Origin of the sequence: Mycobacterium neumannii (genome assembly GCF_002245615.1) — a bacterium.
In the GTDB taxonomy this organism is placed as follows: Bacteria; Actinomycetota; Actinomycetes; order Mycobacteriales; family Mycobacteriaceae; genus Mycobacterium; species Mycobacterium neumannii_A.
The window spans coordinates 162,742-182,808 of record NZ_NKCO01000001.1 but is presented as its reverse complement, the minus strand read 5'-3'; the positions used below and the strand labels follow the sequence as shown (position 1 = coordinate 182,808).

Below are 20,067 nucleotides of genomic sequence, written 5' to 3'. Positions count from 1 at the left end.
TTTATTCGGAGGGGACACGATGGCTACCGATTACGACGCCCCACGGCGCACCGAGACCGATGACGTCTCGGAAGATTCGCTCGAAGAGTTGAAGGCGCGGCGTAACGAGGCCCAGTCGGCGGTTGTCGACGTCGACGAGTCGGAGTCCGCCGAGTCCTTCGAATTGCCCGGCGCCGACCTGTCCGGCGAAGAGCTGTCGGTACGCGTGGTCCCCAAGCAGGCCGACGAGTTCACCTGCTCGAGCTGCTTCCTTGTCCACCACCGCAGCCGTCTGGCCAGCGAGAAGAACGGCATGATGATCTGTTCGGACTGCGCTGCCTGACAGCGCTGCCGAGCGGTTCAACTGTTCAGCGCCGCCAGCACCCTCTCCGGCTGACGGCAACTGACCAGCCAATACGGCGTCGGATCGTCCGGATCGTCGAGCACCACCAGAACCATCGGGCCCACCCATGCCCGATGAACGACGTAGGCGGCCGGATCCAGTTGGCGCCCCAGCGCCGCGGACTTCGCGCTCCGCGGCACCTTGGCCGACCGGGTGATCACGTTGGCGGGCAGATGCGCGGGACCAGCCCACAGCTCGGTGCCGCCGGGCCCGCTGACGACCCGCACCTCCGTACGGCCCAGCCATAACAAGACGACGGCGGCGACAGGCAACAGCACTGCGTACGGCAACCATTCGGGTATGCCGGGAATGCCCATGTTGATCTCGAGCGCGATGAGCGCCGCGAGACCCAGACCGGGCGGCCACCACCACCACGGCACCCAGAGCCGCTCGCGGTAGCGAACGGATTGCGTCGTGGCGCGCGTGTCGGACACGCGGCCAAGAGTAATCTCTGACGTCGTGCCCACTTCTCTGGCGGTCGTGCGCCTCGATCCTGATCTGCCGATGCCCAGCCGCGCCCATGACGGCGATGCGGGCGTCGACCTCTTCAGCGCGCTCGACGTCGAACTGGCGCCCGGTGAACGCGCGCTGGTTCCGACGGGTATCGCCGTGGCGATCCCGCACGGGATGGTCGGACTGGTGCATCCCCGCTCGGGTTTGGCTGCCCGCGTGGGGCTTTCGATCGTCAACAGCCCGGGCACCATCGACGCCGGCTACCGCGGCGAGATCAAGGTTTCGCTGATCAACCTCGATCCGCAGGCACCGATCGTCGTGAACCGCGGGGACCGCATCGCTCAGTTGCTGGTCCAGCGGGTAGAACTGCCCGAGCTGGTCGAGGTCACGTCTTTCGACGAGGCTGGTCTTGGTGAAAGCACCCGTGGCGTAGGTGGCCACGGTTCCTCCGGCGGACATGCGAGTTTGTGAAATGGCATTCGGTAAACGCAAAGACAACGAGATCGGTGACGTCGACGATGTCGCCGGGCAGGCGACGGGCGACGCGATCGACGACGAACTGGAAGGCCCGTTCGACATCGAGGACTTCGACGACGCCGAGACGGCCGCCGCCGGCCGGCTGGATCTGGGCTCGGTCCTGATCCCCTTGCCCGCGGGTGGTCAGGTCCAGGTCGAGCTGACGCCGCAGGGCGTGCCCAGCGCGATATGGGTCGTCACTCCACACGGCCGGTTCACCGTCGCCGCGTACGCCGCTCCCAAGAGCAGCGGCCTGTGGCGCGAGATCGCCGGAGAGCTCGCCGACTCGTTGCGCAAGGACGGCGCCCAGGTGTCGATCAAGGACGGGCCGTGGGGCCGCGAGGTCGTCGGCGTGGCCGCCGCGCAGCAGGGCCAGGCAGCGCAGCAGGGGCAACCCGGCGTGGTGCGCTTCATCGGCGTCGACGGTTACCGCTGGATGATCCGCTGCGTCGTCAACGGCCCACAGGAAGACATCGACACACTGGCCGCCGAAGCGCGAGAAGCGTTGGCCGACACCGTTGTTCGTCGCGGAGAGACTCCGTTGCCGGTGCGCACGCCGCTGGCGGTCGAGCTGCCGGAGCCGATGGCGAACCAGCTGCGCGAGGCCGCCGCGGCACAGCAGGCCGCACAGCAGGCGCAACAAGGCCAGCCGCCCGGTCAGCAGGCACCGGTCGCGCGCCGCAGCGAACAAGGGTCGGCGATGCAGCAGTTGCGGACAATCACCGGCGGCTGAATCGCCGTATTGCCTTAAGGGGTTGCTTCCACGCACCAGGTGCGTGCTATCCACCGGTTAACGCGTGCCAGGCCTGACCCCGCCGCAGGCCTCCAGCAGGGCGGCCACGCACGCGGCTCCCAACACCGCCGGGTCGGCGCCGAATTCGTCGAGCGTGACGGTCCGCAGCGCCGCCTGCGGCGCCGCGGTCACCCATTCGGCGGCCACCTCGATCGGATGCACGGGATCGTCGCTGGCGGCCGCGACGCCCAGCGGGACGGCCAACTGCGCCAATTCGGCGCGGGTGGGTGCGACGTAGTTCGCCGCCTCCTCCATCGCCTCCGGCAGGGCCGGCCATTGCCCGAGCCACGACCGGGTCAGCTCATCGCCCAGCCACCGCGGGCTCGACGCGCGCATCGCCGCGCTGGTGGCCGCGAGCCCGTCGCGGCGCAGCAGTTCGGCGGAGTGACGCGCGGCGGCCGCCGCGGGTGCATGCTGCGGGGAGCCGGTCCACGCCGGAAGCGCCGCGAGCACCGCAACCGTCCGGCCCGGATGCGCCAGCGCCCATGCTGTGGCGACCGCCGCGCCGATCGACACGCCGCCAACGGCGATGGGTCCGCTGCGCGCGGCGTCGTCGAGTGCGTCCCGGTAGCCGGCGACGAGCCGGTGCGGCTGAGGCGCGGGTGTGACGAGCGTCGCACCCTGCTCGTGCAAGGCGGCGGAAAATGCCCGGTAGACGAAGTCGTCGTCGGATCCGGTGCCCGGTAGCAGCACCGTCGTGACGCCGCGCAGAAAGACCGTCATGACCTGATCGTGCCTTGGTCGAAAAGCCCCGGCGTGGCGAGGTGACCCCACGTGGCATCTCGTAACTCACAGGGTTAACGTGGCGATTACTTGGGTAGGTCCAAGGTGCATCTGCGGATAGGTCAGGAGAGGCCATGGCAACGGCCGAAGGGTATCTGCGCCGGCTCACGCGACGGTTGACAGACGACCCCGAGCAACTCGACGTCGAAGAGCTCAGCGACGAAGCCGCCTCGACCGGCGCCCAAAGAGCGATCGACTGCGAACGCGGTCAGGAAGTGACGATGATCGGCACCCTGCGCAGCGTCGAATGCAACGGCAAGGCATGCGCGGGCGGCGTGAAGGCCGAGCTGTTCGACGGCACCGATTCGGTGATGCTGGTCTGGCTCGGTCAGCGCCGCATCCCGGGTATCGAGTCGGGCCGCACCCTCAAGGTGCACGGTCGCGTCGGCAAGCTCGACAACGGAGCCAAGGCCATCTACAACCCGCACTACGAGATCCAGAAGTGAGCGACCCCGGAACCGAACCGGGGCAGCCGAAAACCCATCAGCCGACGAAGGCCAACGCCGTCCTCGACCAGATGGGCGGGGTCAGCGGTCTGATCTACTCGACGTTGCCGGTGGTGGCGTTCGTTCCGATCTCCCAGACCGTCGGGCTCATCCCCGCCATCGTCGCCGCGCTCGGCGTGGCCGGCATCATCCTCGCGTGGCGGCTCGCTCGGCGGGAGTCCGCCCAGCCCGCGATCTCCGGCTTCTTCGGTGTCGGGATCTGCGCATTGATCGCCTACGTGATGGGGGAGTCGAAAGGCTACTTCCTGCTTGGCATTTGGACGTCGTTGTTCTGGGCGGCGGTGTTCACCGTGTCGGTGGTGATTCGCCGGCCCGTCGTGGGTTATGTCTGGGGCTGGGTCAACGGACACGGCCGGGACTGGCGCGGGGTACGCAGGGCGGTGACGGCGTTCGACGTCGCGACGCTGTTCTGGGCGGCGGTGTTCGCCTCCCGCTTCATCGTTCAGCGGCATCTCTACGACGCCGACCAGACCGGGTGGCTGGGTGTCGCGCGAATCTCGATGGGCTGGCCGTTGACGGCGGTCGCGGCGGTGGTGACCTATCTGGCGATCCGGACCGCGCAGAAAGCCATCAACGCGCGCGAGTCCTCCGACGAAGCCAACGCCCCGACCGGAGGCTGAATTCAGCGCAGCTGCGGGTGCAGCAGCAGGTCCTGCAACTGGTCTTCGGCCTCGGCGACGGCCACGAACAGCAACTCGTCGCCACCCTCGAGCGGTTCGTCCGACTCGGGCACGATCACCCGCGGGCCACGCAGGATCGCCACCAGCGTGCAGTCGCGGGGCAGTTCGAGGCGCTTGACCGGCTTGCCGCCCCACGGAGTGTCGTCGGGCAGCGTGATCTCGACGAGGTTGGCCTGCCCCTTGCGGAACTCCATCAGCCGCACCAGGTCGCCGACCGCCACCGCCTCCTCCACGAGGGAGGCCAGCATCCGCGGCGTCGACACCGCCACGTCGACGCCCCAGCTCTCGTCGAACAACCACTCGTTGCGCGGGTCGTTGACGCGGGCGACCACCCGCGGCACGGCGAACTCGGTCTTGGCCAGGAGGCTGACCACGACGTTGACCTTGTCGTCGCCGGTGGCCGCGATCACCACGTCGAACTGCTCGAGTTGAACGGATTCGAGCAGGGTCAGCTCGCAGGCGTCGCCCAGCCGCCACTGCGCCGAAGGTATCGCGTCGACGTCGATGTGGTCGGGATTGCGTTCCAGCAGCGTCACTTCGTGGGTGTCGACCAGCTCACGGGCGATGGACCGGCCGACGGCGCCGGCCCCGGCGATGGCGACCTTCATCCCTCGAGGTCCTCGCTCGGCGGCAGCGCCGCGATGGCCAGAGCCTCGGCGATATGGCCGGCGATCGCGGCCATGAACACTTGGTCGCTGGCCTGGATGACGGTCTTCGCATCGGGCAGCAATCCGGCACCGAACCGGATCAGGAACGCCACCCGGCCGCCGGTGGCCGTCTCGAGCTCGGTGATGCGGCGGCCCACCCACGCCTCGTGCAGCGCCAGTTCGGTGACACCGACATTGCCGGTGGGGTCGCGCCACTTGGTGGTTTCGGTCTCGCGGGTCAGCACGTTGAGCAGACGGTCGGTCGTCCACGGCACGGTGGCCACCGTCGGGATGCCCAGCCGTTCGTAGACCGCGGCGCGCTTGGCGTCGTAGATCCGGGCGACCACACGCTCGACGCCGAAGGTCTCGCGGGCGACCCGCGCGGAGATGATGTTGGAGTTGTCACCCGAGGACACCGCGGCGAACGCGCCGGCTTCTTCGATGCCCGCCCGCAGCAGCACGTCGCGGTCGAAGCCCATGCCGAGCACCCGCTCCCCGTTGAACTCGGGTGAGAGCCGGTGAAATGCCGTGCCGTCGCGGTCGATGACCGCGACGTCGTGGCCGATCCGGGAGAGGCTGTCCGAGAGCAACGCGCCGACCCGGCCGCAGCCCATCACCACTACACGCACTCCACGGTCCTTCCTGTCGAACCCGTGCAGTCGAACGCTACAGCTTTCCGACGGGCAATTGCTGCTGGGCTTAGTCTTGGCACTCGTGTCCAAGCTATCCAGGTTCGCGCGGCGGGTGGTCCTCGGCAGGCCGTTTCGCAGCGACAGGATTTCGCACACTCTGCTGCCGAAGCGGATAGCCCTTCCCGTCTTCGCCTCAGACGCCCTGTCGTCGGTGGCCTACGCGCCCGAAGAGATCTTTCTGGTGCTCTCGGTCGCCGGCCTGGCCGCCTACTCGATGACGCCGTGGATCGGGCTGGCGGTGGCCGGGGTCATGGTGATCGTCATCGCCAGCTACCGGCAGAACGTGCATGCCTACCCGTCCGGGGGCGGGGACTACGAGGTCGTGACCACCAACCTCGGACCCACTGCCGGCCTGACCGTGGCGAGCGCGCTACTGGTCGACTACGTGCTCACCGTCGCGGTGTCGATGTCCTCGGCGATGTCGAACATCGGCTCGGCCGTGCCGTTCGTGAACCATCACAAGGTGCTGTTCGCGGTGATCGCGATTTTGTTGGTGGCGGCGATCAACCTGCGCGGCATCCGAGAGTCCGGAACCGCTTTCGCCATCCCGACGTACGCGTTCATGGTCGGGATGTTCCTCATGCTCGGCTGGGGCTTCTTCCAGATCTATGCCCTCGGGGAACCGCTGCAGGCCGAATCGGCGAATTTCGAGATGCATTCCGAGCACGGGGAGATCGTCGGTTTCGCGCTGGTTTTCCTTGTGGCACGGGCGTTCTCATCCGGCAGCGCTGCACTGACGGGTGTGGAGGCGGTCAGCAACGGGGTGCCGGCGTTCCGCAAGCCCAAGTCGCGCAACGCCGCGACCACCCTGGCGTTACTCGGCCTGTTCGCGGTCACCCTGTTCATGGGCATCATCATGTTGGCCAAGGAAACCGGTGTGAAGATCGCGGAGCGACCGCACGAACAGCTCGTGGGCGCCCCGGCGGACTACCACCAGAAGACGCTGATCGCGCAGTTGGCCGACGCGGTCTTCCACGACTTCAGCGTCGGGCTCTTCCTGATCGCCGGTGTCACGGCGCTGATTCTGTTGCTGGCTGCCAACACGGCGTTCAACGGGTTCCCCGTCCTCGGCGACATCCTGGCGCAGGATCGTTACCTGCCGCGCCAATTGCACACGCGCGGAGACAGGTTGGCATTCTCCAACGGCATCCTGTTCCTGGCGTTCGCCGCGATCGCGTTCGTCGTGGCTTTCCGCGCCGAGGTGACCGCGCTGATCCAGCTCTACATCGTCGGTGTCTTCGTGGCATTCACACTGAGCCAGATCGGCATGGTGCGGCACTGGACGCGGCTGCTGCGGACCGAAACCGAGCCGATGTTCCGGCGCAAGATGATGCGTTCCCGCGTGATCAACGCGATCGGCTGCGCCTGCACCGCCACTGTGCTGGTGATCGTGGTGGTGACGAAATTCGTTGCCGGAGCCTGGATTGCGATCCTGGCGATGGGGCTTCTCTTCGGGATCATGAAATTGATCCACCGGCACTACGACACGGTGGCACGCGAACTCGAGGAGCAGGCCGCCGCGGCGAGTGACATGGTGCTGCCCAGCCGCAACCACGCCATCGTGCTGGTTTCAAAACTGCATCTGCCCACGATGCGCGCGCTGGCCTATGCCAGGGCCATCCGCCCGGACACGCTGGAAGCCATCACGGTCAGCGTCGACGAAGGCGAGACTCGGGCTCTGATGGACAAGTGGGAGGACAGCGATATCAGCGTTCCGCTGAAGGTCGTCGCCTCGCCGTACCGCGAGGTCACCCGACCGGTCCTCGATTACGTCAAGCGGATCAGCAGGGAGTCGCCGCGCACCGTCGTCACGGTGTTCATCCCTGAGTACGTCGTCGGTCACTGGTGGGAACAGCTGCTGCACAACCAGAGTGCGCTGCGGCTCAAGGGCCGCCTGCTGTTCGAACCGAACGTGATGGTGACATCGGTGCCGTGGCAACTGAGTTCCTCGGAGCGGCTCAAGACGCTTCAGCCGCAGTCGGCGCCCGGCGACGCGCGCAGGGGATTCCTGGAGTGACCGGTGTCGCGGCTGTGCCGTCGGAACTGACTGTGACCGCTGGGCCGCCCGCCAACGGTGGCAGCTGTGTGGCGCGCGACGACGGCCGCGTCGTGTTCGTCCGCTACGCGCTGCCCGGGGAGCGGGTCAGGGTTCGGGTCGTCGCCGATCGTGGCAAGTATCTGCACGCCGACACCGTCGAGGTCATCGAACCGTCGCCAGACCGTGTCGAATCGATCTGCCCGATCGCGGGTGCGGACGGCGCCGGCTGCTGCGATATGGCGTTCGCCGAGCCCGCGGCGGTCCGCAGGCTCAAGGGCGCCGTCGTCGCCAACCAGTTGGCCCGATTGGGCGGGTACCACTGGCGCGACGAAGCCGACGTCGCCGCCGACCCGGTCGGTGACGTGGGCGCGACCGGGTGGCGGACTCGGGTGCGGTTGGACACCACCGCCGCAGGGGAACCCGGATTCCACCGGTTCCACAGCGCCGAGCTGATCACCGACTTGAACTGCGCGCAGCTGCCGGGCGGGATGGTCGACGGCCTGGCCGAGCGGACCTGGCCGCCCGGTGCGCATCTGCACGTCGCGATCGACGACGAGGGCACGCGCCACGTCGTGCAGTCCGGACCCAAATTCGGGCCCAAGGGCAGGGCCGCCACGCAGGTGATCGAGGGCGACTACGAAGCCGTCCAGCGGGTTGCGGGCCGAACGTGGCGGGTGCCTGTGACCGCCTTCTGGCAGTCGCATCGCGACGCGGCGCGGCTCTACAGCCAATTGGTGGCCGGCTGGGCGCAGCTGAGCCCCGGGATGACCGCGTGGGATTTGTACGGCGGGGCAGGGGTGTTCGCGGCCGTGCTCGCCGAAGCGGTCGGGGAGACCGGCAAGGTCGTCACGGTGGACACCTCGCGAGGGGCATCGCGAGCCGCGCGGGCCGCCCTTGGCGAAATGAAATGGGTGTCGGTGGTCACCGACTCGGTGCGCCGCGCCCTCACCGCCCAGCGGAAGCGGGCCGATGTCGCGGTGCTCGATCCGCCGCGGACCGGAGCCGGTCGCGAGGTGATCGACCTGCTGGGGGCCGCCGGGGTACCGCGTGTCATCCATATCGGTTGTGAGGCAGCGTCATTCGCGCGAGATGTCGGGCTCTACCGCGGACACGGATACACGGTCGAGGAGTTGCGGGTCTTCGATTCGTTTCCGCTCACGCACCACGTCGAGTGCGTCGCGGTGTTGAGCCGCTAAACGGGTATCCGGCGGAGGATGCAGACGTTTTTGCCCTGCCCGGGTTTCGACGACACCGCCCGCGTCCTCGACACGAAGCGGCTCGGCAAACAGCGGGTCGAGACCATCCAGGTGGTTCGCGCCCTGACCGTCCCGGGCTACGGCTGGCGCCATCACCCCGCAGCGGCGATGTGGGCCGGCTACGAGGAAGCCCTGGTCCGCTACGGGCTCGACATCTGCGCCGCATGGTGCCGGCTGGGCCACGCCGACACGTGTGCGACCACCATGCTCACCGACCTGACCCGCACCACCGGCATCGCCACTCCGCGCACCCAGGACGAGTTGGCCGCGGCGGGGGAGGTCCCGCCGTGGCTGGGCGATCCGGAGTTTCACCGCAGCCACCAGTCGGTGCTGGTGCGCAAGGACCCGCAGCACTACCGCACGTTCTTCCCCGACATTCCCGACGACCTGGACTACGTCTGGCCGGGTTCCGACCGTCCCCGACGTGTCGCGATCTGACGTCAGCCGCTGAAGTACCGGGCCAGTCGGCGCTGGCGGTGCCCGAACAGCGCCCCGACAGCCGCCGCGATGACCGGCGTCAGCACTCGCAGCGGTGCCCGCAGTTCGAAGGTGAGCCGGTCGCGGACCACGGTTGAGGCGTCGCCCGCCGGTTCGAGGGTGCGTTCGTGCCGCCACAGCCGCATGCTCAGCATCGTCGACTCCTCGTGGAAGCCGCGGCCCGGCCACAAGCCGGCGATCGTCAGGTTGTCGTAATCGAACGGCAGCACCCCGAACAACCGCATCCAGCAGCGGCCCACGGGCTCGCCGACGGGGATCGTCTCGACGGTCAGGTCCTTCTTGCCGCGCGGCATCGACATGGTCATCCACGGCCGCAGTTCGTGGTTGATGCCCTCAGGCGTGACGATGCGCGCCCACACCTGCTCAATGGGCGCCCCGATGGTGCTCTGACGTTCGACGATCATTTGGGACCAACGTAGGCCAAGCGCCTGCCGCTGCGGTGGCTACATCGCGTTGATACGTTGAGCGACAGGGTGTGCCGGGAAGTCTGGTCGGCAATTGTCTTGTCGACCCCTACAGATCGGGACCCACCGTGACCGCCAACCCACTGCGCCGCTTCGGACGGCGGACGCTGTTCTCCCGCGGATCATGGTCCGAGACCAGCCGGGTGACCTCGATCCTGCGCCGGGAAACCGTCGGAGGCGCGATCCTGCTGGTGGCTGCGGCCGTCGCGCTCGGGTGGGCGAATTCGCCGTGGTCAGAGAGCTACTTCGCCCTGCGCGATCTGAAGATCGGCGGCGAACCGTTCGGCCTGCACCTGGACCTCACGGTAGGCACCTGGGCGGCCGACGGATTGTTGGCCCTGTTCTTCTTCGTCGTCGGACTCGAGCTCAAACGCGAGTTCGTCGCAGGCGACCTGCGTGACCCCGCCCGCGCGGCGCTGCCCATCGCCGCCGCCGTCGGCGGAATGGTGGCCCCGGCCCTGATCTTCGTCGCGGTGACCGCTCACGTCGGCGACGACGCCCTGCGGGGTTGGGCGATCCCGACGGCAACCGACATCGCGTTCGCCGTCGCGGTGCTCGCTGTCATCTCCACGCACCTTCCCTCGGCGCTGCGCACGTTCCTGTTGACGCTTGCTGTCGTCGACGACCTTCTTGCGGTGCTGGTGATCGCCGTCTTCTACACCGAGGGGATCAACTGGGTCGCGTTGTTGGCGGCCCTGGCGCCTCTGGCCCTTTTTGCGCTGTGCGTGCAGCGCCGCATCCGGTCGTGGTGGCTGTTGGTTCCGCTCGCGCTGGCCACCTGGGCGCTGATGCACGAGTCGGGCATCCACGCCACGGTGGCCGGTGTGCTACTCGGCTTCACCGTGCCTGTCGTGCGTTCGCAGGCGGCGGGCGGACCCGAGGCCGGGCCGGGGCTGGCCGAACACTTCGAACACCGCCTGCGCCCGCTGTCGGCGGGGTTCGCGGTTCCGGTGTTCGCGTTCTTCGCCGCCGGGGTGAGCATCGGCGGCTACACGGGGTTCGCCGAGGCGATGACCGACCCGATCACACTCGGCATCGTGCTGGGTCTGGTGGTCGGGAAACCGGTCGGCATCTTCCTGACCACGCGGATCCTGGCGTCGGTCACCAGAGCCGATCTGGACGCCGCGGTCCGGTGGATCGACGTGCTCGGCATCGCCATGCTGGCGGGCATCGGGTTCACCGTGTCGCTGCTAATCGGCGACCTCGCCTACGGCATCGGATCCGAACGTGACGAATTCGTGAAGATCGGGGTGCTGACCGGATCTCTGGTTTCCGCTGCCATGGCCGCGGTGCTCTTAAGGCTGCGGAACAGGCAATATCGCCAGATCTACGAAGAGGAAACCGCTGATTCCGACCACGACGGTGTGCCCGACATCTACCAAGCTCGACACGACTGACTGCGACGGCCGTGCGTAGACTGAACGAATGCTTGAACAGATCCGCGGGCCCGCAGATCTGCAGCACCTGACGCAGTCGCAACTGAGCGATCTAGCGCGTGAGATCCGCGAATTCCTGATCCACAAGGTGGCTGCCACCGGCGGGCATCTCGGCCCGAACCTCGGCGTCGTCGAGCTGACGCTCGCGCTGCACAGGGTGTTCGATTCGCCACACGATCCGATCATCTTCGACACCGGACATCAGTCCTACGTGCACAAGATGCTGACGGGCCGCAGCCACGAGTTCGACAGCCTGCGCAAGAAGGGCGGCCTGTCCGGCTATCCCTCCCGCGAAGAGAGCGAACACGACTGGGTGGAATCCAGCCACGCCAGTTCGGCGCTGTCCTATGCCGACGGGCTCGCCAAGGCGTTCGAGCTGTCCGGACACCGCAATCGCCATGTGGTCGCCGTCGTCGGTGACGGCGCGCTGACGGGCGGTATGTGCTGGGAGGCGCTGAACAACATCGCCGCGGCGCGACGGCCCGTGGTGATCGTCGTCAACGACAACGGCCGCAGCTACGCGCCGACCATCGGCGGTTTCGCCGAACACCTGGCCGGCCTGCGGCTGCAGCCCGGCTACGAACGCGTGCTCGAAGAGGGCCGCAAGGCGGTGCGCGGCGTCCCGGTCATCGGCGAGGTCTGCTACCAGTGCATGCACTCCATCAAGGCCGGCATCAAGGACGCGTTGGCGCCGCAGGTGATGTTCACCGACCTGGGCCTGAAGTACGTCGGGCCCATCGACGGCCATGACGAGCACGCCGTCGAGGTCGCGCTGCGCCGGGCGCGGGGCTTCAACATGCCCGTCGTCGTGCACGTCGTCACCCGCAAAGGCATGGGTTACGCGCCGGCGGAGAACGACGAGGCCGACCAGATGCATGCGTGCGGTGTCATCGACCCCGAGACCGGGCTGGCGACGTCGGTCCCCGGCCCCGGCTGGACGTCGACGTTCTCCGAGGCGCTGATTGGCTATGCGGCACGCCGCCGCGACGTCGTCGCGATCACCGCGGCGATGCCCGGCCCGACGGGTCTGACGGCATTCCGCCAGCGCTTCCCGGACCGGTTCTTCGACGTGGGCATCGCCGAACAGCATGCGATGACGTCGGCGGCCGGGTTGGCGATGGGCGGCCTGCATCCCGTCGTCGCGATCTACTCGACCTTCCTGAACCGCGCGTTCGACCAGGTCATGATGGACGTGGCGCTGCACAAGCTGCCGGTGACGATGGTGTTGGACCGCTCGGGCATCACCGGCCCCGACGGCGCAAGCCACAACGGCATGTGGGACCTGTCGATGCTGGGCATCGTGCCCGGCATGCGGGTGGCCGCACCGCGGGACGGTGTTCGGCTGCGGGAGGAACTCGGCGAGGCGCTCGACGTCAACGACGGCCCGACCGCCATCCGGTTCCCGAAAGGCGATGTCGGCGAGGACATTCCGGCTGTCGAACGGCGTGACGGGGTCGACGTGCTGGCGGTGCCGGCCGACGAGCTCGCCGGCGACGTGCTGTTGGTGGCGGTCGGTCCGTTCGCGTCGATGGCGTTGGCGGTCGCCGAGCTCCTGCGTAACCAGGGCATCGGTGTGACGGTCGTCGATCCGCGCTGGGTGTTGCCGGTGCCCGAGGCGATCACCGCGCTGGCCCGCGAACACAAGCTCGTCGTCACGCTCGAGGACAACGGTGTCAACGGCGGTATCGGGTCTGCGGTATCGGCGGCATTGCGCCGCGCCGAGGTCGATGTGCCATGCCGCGACGTCGGCCTGCCGCAGGAGTTTTTCGCTCAGGCGTCCCGCGGCGAGGTGCTCGCCGAAGTCGGCTTGACCGATCGCACCGTGGCCCGCCAGATCACCGGCTGGGTCGCGGCTCAGGGCGCCTCCGTCAGCGAAGCCGAGGTCAGCGAGCAGCTCGACTAGCGCTCCAGTCCCGCGAGTGTGCGTGTCTGTTCACCACACACCGGGCGGATTCAGCAGTCTGTGCACGCTCATCGATGGGGTCGAGCCGCTCGAACCCGCGTGCATCAGCAATCCGGTTAGGCTGCGGCGATGGATGCCGAGTTGGAGCGCTGGAAGGCCGCGGGCCGCTACTTCGATTACCTGGGCTTCGAGATCTTCTATCGGGTCGACGGCCCGCCGCTGGGTGAGGCCCCCACGCTGCTGGCCATTCACGGCTATCCCTTCAACTCGTGGGACTGGTCACTGGTCTGGCCGACGCTGACCGATCGCTTCACCGTCATCGCACCGGACATGATCGGCATGGGCTTCTCGGCGAAACCCGTCGCCTACGAATACTCGGTGCTCGATCATGCCGACGTCCACGAGGCGCTGCTGGAGCACCTGAACGTCGGGCAATGTCACGTGCTGGCGCACGATCTCGGCGATTCGGTCGGCCAAGAACTCCTGGCCCGCAGCGAGTTCGGCCAGCAGTCGTACGGGTCGGTGCGCTATCAGTCGATCACCTGGCTCAACGGTGGGCTGTTCAACGAGGCCTACACTCCGCGCACCATGCAGAAGCTCATGTCGGGAACTCCGCTGGGCGACTTGATGAGTCCTCTGCAGGGACGCAGTTCGCTGTCGCGCGGGATGCTCGAGCGAACACTCGACGAACTGTTCGGGCCGAACACGAAGCCCTCACGCGAGCTGATGGACCGCTTTCATCAGATTCTCGATTACAACGACGGTAAGCGCGTGCTGCACAAGGTCGGTCGATTCTTGGGCGACCGGTACACGCACCGCAACCGATGGGTGCGCGCCATGCGCCGAACCACGGTGCCCATGCGCCTGATCGACGGACCCGTCGACCCGAACTCCGGGGCACACATGGCGCGTCGGTACGCCGAAGTGATTCCCGACGCCGACGTGGTGATGCTCGCCGACGACATCGGACACTGGCCGCAACTGGAGGCTCCCGAGGAAGTGTTGCGCCACTTCCTGATTCACGTCGAGAAGGTGACCGCCTAGCCTCCGGCGGATCCCTGCTCGGCAAGCGCAGCGTCGGCCTTGGTCAGCGCCTCGGCCAGCGGAGGCACCGTCAACTCGCGTTGCCATGGCCGCGTGCCCGCGTCACGCAGAAACGCCTCGATCACCTTCGCCCGGTCGTCGACCGGCTCCCAGTCCCAACACAACCGGCGCACGGTATCGGGGGAGAGCAGATTCTCGGTGGGCACGGAAACCCGTTGCGACACACCGGTGAGCGCGGCGCGCACCGCGTCCAGTCGGGCGGCGGCTTCGGGTTTGCGCCTGGCCCACCGGGACGCGGGCGGAGGACCGTTCGGCGGCTCCTGCGATGTCGGCAGGTCCTGCGTGGTGCGGGCCCGGGCGAGCGCGTCGAGCCAGACCTTGGCGCTGCGGCGCTGCCGGTTGCCGCCGAATATCGGCAGCGCCGTCAACTTTTCGACGGTGTCGGGGTCGGTGGTGGCGGCGTTGATGATCGCCGAGTCCGGCAGGATCCGGCCCGGCGCGATGTCGCGGCGCTGCGCGATGTGGTCACGGGTGGTCCACAGTTCGCGCACGGCGGCCAGCGCGCGGGCGTCGCGGATCTTGTGGATGCCCGACGTGCGTCGCCAGCGGTCCCGGCGGGTCGGTGTCGCCTCGAACTTCCTGAGGTGCTCGAATTCCTGTGCCGCCCACTCGGTTTTGCCCTGCTCCTCGAGTACCGCGGCCACCGCGTCGCGCAGGTCGACGAGCACCTCCACATCGAGAGCGGCGTAGTTGAGCCATTCGTCGGGCAGCGGCCGCTTGGACCAGTCGGCGGCGCCGTGGCCCTTCATGAGCTGCAGGCCCAGCAGCCGCTGCACCATCGCGGCGAGGTTGACCTTGTCGTAGCCGGCGAGTCGGCCCGCCAGCTCCGTGTCGTACAGGCGGACCGGCCGGATGCCGAGTTCGGCCAGACACGGCAGATCCTGGTCGGCGGCGTGCAGTACCCATTCGTCGGTGGCCAGCACCTCTGCCACGGGGGCCAGCGCTTCGACCGGATCGGCGCCGTGGCTCACCGGGTCGATCAACACGGTGCCGGCGCCGTCGCGTCGGATCTGGACGAGGTAGGCACGGTTGGAGTAGCGGAACCCCGAGGCGCGCTCGGCGTCGACCGCGAACGGGCCGTGGCCGGCGGCCAGCAACTCGGCGGCCTTGCGGATCTCACTGACACTGGTCGACAGCGCGGGCACGCCGTCGCGGGGCACCAGCAGCGGCGTCGCCTCCGGCTCGGCCTCTTCGGGCGCGGCCGCCTGCGGGATGGCCTCGTCGGGATCGGGCATCGTCAAGCGCGGGTGCGTGAGCCGAGGTCGGTGACGCCCTGCGGCGGCAGCCCGGCGGCGTGCTCGAGCACCTCACAGAACGCCTCGACGTGCGGGCCCAACTCCAGCGTCGTCGCCGTCCAGGATGCACGCAGTTCCAACTGGTGGGCCCGGGGCGGGCCGGAGATGTCGCCGTAGCGCACCGACGTGGTGGCGGTGACGGTGCCGCCCAGGGCGGTGACGTGCTCGGCGCGCTCGGCAAGGGCGTCGACGAGCCAACTCCACGCAACCTCGGGCAGCAGCGGGTCGACGGCTTCGCTGGAGTCCAGATCGGCCTGAATGTAGGCGACCAGGCGCATGGTGCCGTCCCACGCGTCGGCGCCCTCGGGATCGTGCAACAGGATCAGGCGGCCGAACGCGTCACCCTCCGAGCGCTCCGGCACGATCGCCGTCTCGGGATGGCGGACCTCTGCGCCCAGCGCATAGCTGAACGGCGCCAGCCGCTGCGGCGGGCGGATCGGGCCGAGCTCGATCTCCGGGCGGACGGTGGTGGCATTCATCGCCGCCACCGCTTCGCGGAACTGAGCCGGTTCGGCGGTGGTCACGACGTTTGACGCTAGACCATTCGAGCAGGTCTGTGCGCGTGGCGCGCCGATCTTGTTGGGCACCGATCCGGTCGAGGCGAAGCGGGCCGCGCCAGATCCACATGGCAGCATTGACAGCGATGAACACACGCCGTGAGCTGCCCGACTCCGCCTATCTGGCCGCCGCCCGCGGCCGCAAACCCGGCCGCGTGCCGGTGTGGTTCATGCGGCAGGCGGGCCGTTCGCTGCCCGAGTACCGCGCACTGCGGGCGAAGAACACGATGATGCAGGCCTGCTTCGATGCCGAGCTGATCACCGAGATCACCCTGCAGCCGATCCGCAGGCACGGTGTTGACGCCGCGATCCTGTTCTCCGACATCGTGGTGCCGTTGCGGGCCTCGGGCATCGACCTCGATATCGTTCCCGACGTCGGCCCGGTGATCGAGCACCCGATTCGCACCGCCGCCGACGTCGGCGCGATGAGACCGCTGGAGCGTGAGCAGGTCGCGCCGGTCGCCCAGGCCGTCGGGACGCTGGTGTCCGAACTCGGTGAAGTGCCGTTGATCGGGTTCGCGGGCGCGCCCTTCACGCTGGCTTCCTATCTGGTCGAGGGCGGACCGAGCCGCAACCACGAACGCACCAAGGCGATGATGCTCGGAGAACCCGAGACGTGGCACGCGCTGATGACCGCGCTGACCGAGGTGACGATCGCGTTCCTGCAGGTTCAGGTGGACGCGGGTGTCGATGCGATCCAGGTGTTCGACTCATGGGCGGGGACGCTGTCGCTGGCCGACTACCGCAGCTATGTACTGCCGCACAGCACCCGGGTGTTCGCGACGCTGGCCGCCGCCGGAGTGCCGATGACCCACTTCGGTGTCGGTACCGCCGAACTGCTGGGCGCGATGTCGCAGGCGGCCTCCGGACACGGCGCCCCGGCGCTGGTCGGGGTCGACTGGCGCACGTCGCTGTCCGATGCCGCCGCCCGGGTGGTCCCGGGGACGGCGTTGCAGGGCAACCTGGACCCGGTGGTGCTACTGGCCGGCCTGCCGGTGGCCGAACGCGCCGCGCGTGCGGTCGTCGACGACGGCAGGCGGGCGATCGATGCGGGCGCCGCCGGGCATGTGTTCAACCTCGGGCACGGCGTACTCCCGGCCACCGATCCCGGGGTGATCACTGAAGTGGTGGCGCTGGTGCATTCCCTGTGAGCCCATCGTATTGCGTTGTCGGCGGCGGGATTTCAGGTCTCGTCGCCGCATACCGCCTGCGCGTCGCCGCGGGTCCCGACGCGTCGATCACGCTCTTCGACCCCGCCGACCGGCTGGGCGGCGTGCTGCGCACCGAGCGGATCGGCGGCCAACCGATGGACGTGGGTGCGGAGGCGTTCGTCGCGCGTCGACCCGAAGTCCCTGCCTTGCTGGCCGAGCTGGGTCTGGCGAACCGCCAGATCGGCACGACCGGCGCGCGCCCGCTGATCTACAGCCAGGGCAGGCTGCATCCGCTGCCCGCCGGCACGCTGCAGGGGATACCGGCGCAGCCGTCGGCGCTGGCGGGGCTGGTGGACGAGGCGACGATCGCCTGGATGCACGGTGAACCCAATCGCCCGTTCTCGTGGCGCCCGGGCGCCGACCCGTCCGTTGCCGAGCTGGTCGGCGACCGGTTCGGTGAGCAGGTGGTCACCCGTTCGGTCGAACCCCTGCTGGCCGGTGTCTACGCAGGCAATGCGGCGACGATCGGGGTTCGTTCGGCGGTGCCGACGCTGGCTGTGGCGCTCGACCGCGGCGCGAGAACCCTCACCGAGGCTGTTCGGGACGCGGCGCCGCCGCCGGTCACCGGGTCGGTCTTCGGCGCGGTCGACGGCGGCTACCGGGTGTTGATCGACGAGCTTGTCCGGCGCGCCGGCGCACAGTGGCAGCAGGTCACCGTCGAAAGGTTGCACCGCGGCGCGCGGGGCTGGGAACTCGTCGACGACGAGGGCGCCCGCTACCACGCCGACGCTGTCGTGCTCGCCGTGCCTGCGCCCCGGCTGGCGCGGCTGGTCGCGGAGGTCGCTCCCCGAAGTGCGGCCGCGGCTGGGCGCATCCCGGTGGCGTCGACGGCGTTGGTGGCGTTGGCGTTGCCGGGCGGTACGCCGTTACCGCAGCAGTCCGGCGTGTTGGTGGCCGGCGGTGAACGACTGCGGTCGAAGGCGGTCACGCTGACGTCGCGCAAGTGGGGTGAACGCGGCAGCGTCGAGTTGGTCCGGCTCTCCTTCGGGCGGTTCGGCGACAACCTGGCCCGCAGCGTGGGCGACGAGGAATTGCTCATGTGGGCGGCCGAGGATCTCGCCACGCTCTTCGGTGTCAGGACCGAGCCCGTCGACTACCACGTGCAGCGGTGGATCGACGCGATGCCGCAGTACGGACCGGGGCACGGCGGGCTGGTCGCCGAGTTGCGCTCGGGACTGCCGCCGACGATCGCGGTCGCAGGCGGTTATCTGGACGGCATCGGCGTACCGGCGTGTGTGTCGGCGGCCACCAGGGCGGTGGCGTCGCTGGTCACCACGCGCGTGGCACGATAGAGCTATGGCCAAGCTCGACTTCGACACGCTCAACTCGACCCTTCGCTACCTGATGTTCTCGGTGTTCGCCGTGCGGCCCGGGGAACTGGGAGAGGAGCGCGGCGCGGTCGTCGACGAGACCGCGACGTTCCTCAAGCAGCAGGAGGAGCGCGGCGTCGTGGTGCGCGGCCTGTACGACATCGCGGGTATGCGCGCCGATGCCGACTTCATGATCTGGACACACGCCGACAACGTCGAGGCGCTGCAGGCCACCTACGCCGACTTCCGGCGCACCACCGCCTTGGGTCGCGCCAGCAATCCGGTGTGGAGCAACGTCGCATTGCACCGTCCCGCGGAGTTCAACAAGAGCCACATTCCGGCGTTCCTGGCGGGCGAGGAGCCGGGGAACTACATCTGCGTGTATCCCTTCGTGCGGTCGCTGGACTGGTATCTGCTGCCCGACGAGGAGCGCCGCCGCATGCTCTCCGAACACGGCATGGCGGCGCGCGGCTACAAGGACGTGCGGGCCAACACCGTGCCGGCGTTCGCGTTGGGCGACTACGAGTGGATCCTGGCGTTCGAGGCGCCGGAACTGCACCGCATCGTCGACCTGATGCGTGATCTGCGTGCCACGGATGCGCGGCGGCATGTCCGCGAGGAGACGCCGTTCTTCACCGGTCCGCGGATCAGCGCGGAGCAGTTGATCGATCGCCTGCCGTAACCGGCGTCGCTCGGTCATCATGGACCGATGAGGACACAGGTGCTGCTCGGTGCGGCGATGTCGATCGGGGCGCTGGCGGCGGCGCCGACGGGGTTGGCGCAGGCTCCAGACAGCGAGAAGTGTGCGCCGCGGTTCGGTCAGGTCATCGACATCACGGCCGGCGACATCGACTGCATCACCGCATCGGACTACGCCGCGAAGTACGACCTCAACGGCGACAAATACCAGGTCATCGGCCCGTTCACCTGCTACTCGGGCAACGCGATGACCGCGCCGCTGCTGTTCCAGTGTGTCGCTGACACCGAGGACCGCGCCGAGTTCGCCGTCTACCCGGCGTAGCTCTTTTGGCGCCGAATCGCGCCGAAATGGCGCCGAATCGCGCCGAAATGGCATTCCGGCAGAACTTTTTCGAGTGAAAGCCCTGCTGGAATGCAATTTCGCGTCAGGAGGTCGGCTTGAGCCGCAGCGAGATCGAGTTGATGCAGTAGCGCTGGTCGGTCGGCGTGGGGTAGCCCTCGCCCTCGAAGACGTGGCCCAGGTGGCTGTGGCAGTTGGCGCAGATCACTTCGACGCGGCGCATGCCCAGCGAGTCGTCGGACCGCAAGATGACGGCGTCGGAGTCGGCGGGGTCGAAGAACGACGGCCAGCCGCAGTGCGATTCGAACTTCTCGCTACTGCGGAACAGCTCGGCACCGCAGGCGCGACACTCGTAGATGCCCTCGGTCTTGGTGTCGGTGTACTCGCCGGTGAACGGGCGCTCGGTGCCGGCCTGGCGAAGGACGTGGAACTCCTCGGGGGTCAGCTTCTTGCGCCACTCGTCATCGGTCAGCTGCAGTTTGGGGGCCGGTGTGGTCATGCCTC

At 68.4% G+C, this 20,067-nt stretch carries 23 protein-coding genes; 15 read left to right on the top strand and 8 right to left on the bottom strand.

What is annotated here, in order from left to right; genetic code table 11:
- Positions 1 to 19: 19 nt before the first annotated feature.
- A complete protein-coding gene (locus CEX88_RS00930; protein ID WP_064350907.1) occupies positions 20 to 322 on the top strand; it encodes a DUF4193 domain-containing protein in 303 nt (100 codons plus the stop codon).
- 17 nt (positions 323 to 339) lie between these two features.
- Here the strand turns inward: CEX88_RS00930 and CEX88_RS00925 are convergent, their stop codons facing one another.
- Positions 340 to 816 carry a DUF3093 domain-containing protein gene (locus tag CEX88_RS00925; protein ID WP_064395303.1) on the bottom strand — a complete coding sequence of 159 codons (477 nt, stop codon included), beginning with the start codon at positions 814 to 816 and terminating at the stop codon, positions 340 to 342.
- Between the two features lie 25 nt (positions 817 to 841).
- Between CEX88_RS00925 and dut the strand changes: the two genes are divergently transcribed.
- On the top strand, positions 842 to 1,306 hold the full coding sequence (dut, locus tag CEX88_RS00920; RefSeq protein WP_066841417.1) for a dUTP diphosphatase: 465 nt from the start codon (positions 842 to 844) through the stop codon (positions 1,304 to 1,306).
- A gap of 1 nt (position 1,307) precedes the next feature.
- Positions 1,308 to 2,084 (top strand): DUF3710 domain-containing protein, encoded by a 777-nt coding sequence (locus tag CEX88_RS00915; protein WP_094292069.1) that lies wholly within the window; start codon positions 1,308 to 1,310, stop codon positions 2,082 to 2,084.
- 57 nt (positions 2,085 to 2,141) lie between these two features.
- Here CEX88_RS00915 and CEX88_RS00910 read toward each other — a convergent pair whose 3' ends face one another.
- The gene (locus tag CEX88_RS00910) at positions 2,142 to 2,867 is read right to left on the bottom strand and encodes a serine aminopeptidase domain-containing protein (RefSeq protein ID WP_094292068.1); all 726 of its coding nucleotides are present in this window, start codon (positions 2,865 to 2,867) and stop codon (positions 2,142 to 2,144) included.
- A gap of 134 nt (positions 2,868 to 3,001) precedes the next feature.
- On the opposite strand from CEX88_RS00910, the gene CEX88_RS00905 reads away from it, so the two are divergent.
- Both CEX88_RS00905 and CEX88_RS00900 read left to right on the top strand, forming a co-directional pair.
- Positions 3,002 to 3,373: an OB-fold nucleic acid binding domain-containing protein gene (locus CEX88_RS00905; protein ID WP_064395307.1), complete on the top strand. Its 372-nt coding sequence runs from the start codon at positions 3,002 to 3,004 to the stop codon at positions 3,371 to 3,373.
- Positions 3,370 to 4,053 (top strand): DUF3159 domain-containing protein, encoded by a 684-nt coding sequence (locus CEX88_RS00900; protein WP_066841414.1) that lies wholly within the window; start codon positions 3,370 to 3,372, stop codon positions 4,051 to 4,053. Before CEX88_RS00905 ends, CEX88_RS00900 begins: the two co-directional genes overlap by 4 nt.
- A 2-nt stretch (positions 4,054 to 4,055) precedes the next feature.
- Here the strand turns inward: CEX88_RS00900 and CEX88_RS00895 are convergent, their stop codons facing one another.
- Both CEX88_RS00895 and CEX88_RS00890 read right to left on the bottom strand, forming a co-directional pair.
- A complete protein-coding gene (locus tag CEX88_RS00895) occupies positions 4,056 to 4,721 on the bottom strand; it encodes a potassium channel family protein (protein WP_064395309.1) in 666 nt (221 codons plus the stop codon).
- Positions 4,718 to 5,389, bottom strand: a complete 672-nt coding sequence (locus CEX88_RS00890) for a potassium channel family protein (protein ID WP_094292067.1) — start codon at positions 5,387 to 5,389, stop codon at positions 4,718 to 4,720. The genes CEX88_RS00895 and CEX88_RS00890 overlap by 4 nt, the downstream gene beginning before the upstream one ends.
- Positions 5,390 to 5,474: 85 nt before the next feature.
- Between CEX88_RS00890 and CEX88_RS00885 the strand changes: the two genes are divergently transcribed.
- The 3 genes from CEX88_RS00885 to CEX88_RS00875 are packed head-to-tail and all read left to right on the top strand — an operon-like array spanning position 5,475 to position 9,184.
- Positions 5,475 to 7,469: an APC family permease gene (locus CEX88_RS00885; RefSeq protein WP_094292066.1), complete on the top strand. Its 1,995-nt coding sequence runs from the start codon at positions 5,475 to 5,477 to the stop codon at positions 7,467 to 7,469.
- A 26-nt stretch (positions 7,470 to 7,495) separates the two neighbouring features.
- A complete protein-coding gene (locus CEX88_RS00880) occupies positions 7,496 to 8,686 on the top strand; it encodes a class I SAM-dependent RNA methyltransferase (RefSeq protein ID WP_238381927.1) in 1,191 nt (396 codons plus the stop codon).
- 18 nt (positions 8,687 to 8,704) lie between these two features.
- On the top strand, positions 8,705 to 9,184 hold the full coding sequence (locus CEX88_RS00875; RefSeq protein WP_066841411.1) for an MSMEG_6728 family protein: 480 nt from the start codon (positions 8,705 to 8,707) through the stop codon (positions 9,182 to 9,184).
- Between the two features lie 2 nt (positions 9,185 to 9,186).
- Here the strand turns inward: CEX88_RS00875 and CEX88_RS00870 are convergent, their stop codons facing one another.
- Positions 9,187 to 9,648, bottom strand: a complete 462-nt coding sequence (locus CEX88_RS00870; RefSeq protein ID WP_066841410.1) for a hypothetical protein — start codon at positions 9,646 to 9,648, stop codon at positions 9,187 to 9,189.
- Positions 9,649 to 9,776: 128 nt separating this feature from the next.
- On the opposite strand from CEX88_RS00870, the gene nhaA reads away from it, so the two are divergent.
- The 3 genes from nhaA to CEX88_RS00855 all read left to right on the top strand — a co-directional run bounded on the left by nhaA (position 9,777) and on the right by CEX88_RS00855 (position 14,091).
- Positions 9,777 to 11,105: a Na+/H+ antiporter NhaA gene (gene nhaA / locus CEX88_RS00865; protein WP_094292065.1), complete on the top strand. Its 1,329-nt coding sequence runs from the start codon at positions 9,777 to 9,779 to the stop codon at positions 11,103 to 11,105.
- Between the two features lie 28 nt (positions 11,106 to 11,133).
- Positions 11,134 to 13,047, top strand: a complete 1,914-nt coding sequence (dxs, locus tag CEX88_RS00860; RefSeq protein ID WP_094292064.1) for a 1-deoxy-D-xylulose-5-phosphate synthase — start codon at positions 11,134 to 11,136, stop codon at positions 13,045 to 13,047.
- A gap of 129 nt (positions 13,048 to 13,176) precedes the next feature.
- Entirely contained in the window at positions 13,177 to 14,091 is a 915-nt protein-coding gene (locus CEX88_RS00855) for an alpha/beta fold hydrolase (RefSeq protein ID WP_094292063.1), read from the top strand.
- Here the strand turns inward: CEX88_RS00855 and CEX88_RS00850 are convergent.
- Both CEX88_RS00850 and CEX88_RS00845 read right to left on the bottom strand, forming a co-directional pair.
- A complete protein-coding gene (locus tag CEX88_RS00850) occupies positions 14,088 to 15,386 on the bottom strand; it encodes an HRDC domain-containing protein (protein ID WP_094292062.1) in 1,299 nt (432 codons plus the stop codon). The two genes, CEX88_RS00855 and CEX88_RS00850, sit on opposite strands and share 4 nt — an antisense overlap.
- Before the next feature lie 2 nt (positions 15,387 to 15,388).
- Positions 15,389 to 15,925, bottom strand: coding sequence for a DUF3000 domain-containing protein (locus CEX88_RS00845; protein ID WP_231744895.1), 537 nt, complete (start codon positions 15,923 to 15,925; stop codon positions 15,389 to 15,391).
- Positions 15,926 to 16,089: 164 nt separating this feature from the next.
- On the opposite strand from CEX88_RS00845, the gene hemE reads away from it, so the two are divergent.
- The 4 genes from hemE to CEX88_RS00825 are packed head-to-tail and all read left to right on the top strand — an operon-like array spanning position 16,090 to position 19,545.
- Complete coding sequence (gene hemE, locus CEX88_RS00840) at positions 16,090 to 17,154, top strand: uroporphyrinogen decarboxylase (RefSeq protein ID WP_094292061.1); 1,065 nt, start codon at positions 16,090 to 16,092, stop codon at positions 17,152 to 17,154.
- A complete protein-coding gene (locus CEX88_RS00835) occupies positions 17,151 to 18,506 on the top strand; it encodes a protoporphyrinogen oxidase (protein WP_094292060.1) in 1,356 nt (451 codons plus the stop codon). The genes hemE and CEX88_RS00835 overlap by 4 nt, the downstream gene beginning before the upstream one ends.
- A 4-nt stretch (positions 18,507 to 18,510) precedes the next feature.
- A complete protein-coding gene (hemQ, locus tag CEX88_RS00830; protein WP_064426012.1) occupies positions 18,511 to 19,206 on the top strand; it encodes a hydrogen peroxide-dependent heme synthase in 696 nt (231 codons plus the stop codon).
- Between the two features lie 27 nt (positions 19,207 to 19,233).
- Entirely contained in the window at positions 19,234 to 19,545 is a 312-nt protein-coding gene (locus CEX88_RS00825; protein ID WP_094292059.1) for a hypothetical protein, read from the top strand.
- Positions 19,546 to 19,648: 103 nt separating this feature from the next.
- Here CEX88_RS00825 and msrB read toward each other — a convergent pair whose 3' ends face one another.
- Complete coding sequence (msrB, locus tag CEX88_RS00820; protein ID WP_064395327.1) at positions 19,649 to 20,062, bottom strand: peptide-methionine (R)-S-oxide reductase MsrB; 414 nt, start codon at positions 20,060 to 20,062, stop codon at positions 19,649 to 19,651.
- Positions 20,063 to 20,067: the final 5 nt, after the last annotated feature.

Bases quoted from the DNA above. Each gene is read 5' to 3' on its own strand.
- CEX88_RS00855 (WP_094292063.1), top strand. From the start codon at position 13,177: ATGGATGCCGAGTTGGAGCGCTGGAAGGCCGCGGGCCGCTACTTCGAT.
- hemE (WP_094292061.1), top strand. From the start codon at position 16,090: ATGAACACACGCCGTGAGCTGCCCGACTCCGCCTATCTGGCCGCCGCC.
- CEX88_RS00895 (WP_064395309.1), bottom strand. From the start codon at position 4,721: ATGAAGGTCGCCATCGCCGGGGCCGGCGCCGTCGGCCGGTCCATCGCC.
- hemQ (WP_064426012.1), top strand. From the start codon at position 18,511: ATGGCCAAGCTCGACTTCGACACGCTCAACTCGACCCTTCGCTACCTG.
- dxs (WP_094292064.1), top strand. From the start codon at position 11,134: ATGCTTGAACAGATCCGCGGGCCCGCAGATCTGCAGCACCTGACGCAG.
- CEX88_RS00930 (WP_064350907.1), top strand. From the start codon at position 20: ATGGCTACCGATTACGACGCCCCACGGCGCACCGAGACCGATGACGTC.
- CEX88_RS00915 (WP_094292069.1), top strand. From the start codon at position 1,308: ATGGCATTCGGTAAACGCAAAGACAACGAGATCGGTGACGTCGACGAT.
- msrB (WP_064395327.1), bottom strand. From the start codon at position 20,062: ATGACCACACCGGCCCCCAAACTGCAGCTGACCGATGACGAGTGGCGC.
- CEX88_RS00870 (WP_066841410.1), bottom strand. From the start codon at position 9,648: ATGATCGTCGAACGTCAGAGCACCATCGGGGCGCCCATTGAGCAGGTG.
- CEX88_RS00875 (WP_066841411.1), top strand. From the start codon at position 8,705: ATGCAGACGTTTTTGCCCTGCCCGGGTTTCGACGACACCGCCCGCGTC.
- CEX88_RS00850 (WP_094292062.1), bottom strand. From the start codon at position 15,386: ATGCCCGATCCCGACGAGGCCATCCCGCAGGCGGCCGCGCCCGAAGAG.
- CEX88_RS00845 (WP_231744895.1), bottom strand. From the start codon at position 15,925: ATGAATGCCACCACCGTCCGCCCGGAGATCGAGCTCGGCCCGATCCGC.
- CEX88_RS00825 (WP_094292059.1), top strand. From the start codon at position 19,234: ATGAGGACACAGGTGCTGCTCGGTGCGGCGATGTCGATCGGGGCGCTG.
- CEX88_RS00905 (WP_064395307.1), top strand. From the start codon at position 3,002: ATGGCAACGGCCGAAGGGTATCTGCGCCGGCTCACGCGACGGTTGACA.
- CEX88_RS00910 (WP_094292068.1), bottom strand. From the start codon at position 2,867: ATGACGGTCTTTCTGCGCGGCGTCACGACGGTGCTGCTACCGGGCACC.